Here is an 809-nt window from a genome sequence, read left to right as displayed (position 1 = left end):
GTAATGGCGCAAGAATTTACTCAGGAACAGATCGACGCCATCGTCGCCAAAGCCGTTGATAAAGCGCTGGCCGAACGCCAGGCGAAAATCGACGCCGCGGCCGACAAAAAGGTCGACGTGATCACCAACCCGCAGACCACCGCCGCCTCGCCGGATATGGCCATTCCGTTCGGCCTCAAGTTCAGCGGCTACGCCCGCTATGGCGCCCACTTCCAGACCGGCGACCAGAAATATGTCGGCGTCGACGGCTCCTATAACGGCGCCTCGGCGATCGGCCGCCTGGGCAACGAAAGCAACGGCGGCGAATTCCAGATCAGCAAGGCCTTCAAAAGCGCGCAGGGGGCTATCTGGGATCTTAACGTGATGTTCGACCACTGGAGCGACGAGGTTAACCTGAAGAAGGCCTACGTCGGCGTCACCAACGTCCTCGACTCCAACCCCAACGCCTATATCTGGGCCGGCCGCGACTTCCACCAGCGTCCGCAGCAGGGGATCAACGACTACTTCTGGATGAACCACGACGGCCAGGGCGCCGGGGTGAAGAACTTTGATATCGGCGGCGTGCAGTTCGACGTGGCGGCGGTGTCGCAGGTGAAATCCTGTAGTCCGGAAGTGATGGCCGACGAGACCAACCCGTCGCGCATCACCTGTACCGGCAGCTCCGACACCGGCGACAACGGCCACTACGCGCTGACCACCAAAACCCACAACATCAAGGCCGGGCCGATCGACGTCGAGGTGTACGCCAACTACGGCTTTGACTCGAAGGCGGTGGACAGCGACGCGCGCCTCGAAGCCTGGCAGGGCGG

The 809-nt window shown here is 62.2% G+C and carries 1 protein-coding gene; it reads left to right on the top strand.

The window, feature by feature from the left end:
- On the top strand, positions 1 to 809 hold an 809-nt coding region (locus tag ACQUTP_RS25685; protein ID WP_371349551.1), incomplete at both ends, for a carbohydrate porin.

The sequence above is a fragment of the Klebsiella sp. 2-CIP_Kleb. genome, from assembly GCF_050378715.1.
In the GTDB taxonomy this organism is placed as follows: Bacteria; Pseudomonadota; Gammaproteobacteria; order Enterobacterales; family Enterobacteriaceae; genus Klebsiella; species Klebsiella quasipneumoniae.
The sequence above is the reverse complement of the archived record's forward strand: the minus strand, read 5'-3'. Positions and strand labels throughout refer to the sequence as shown.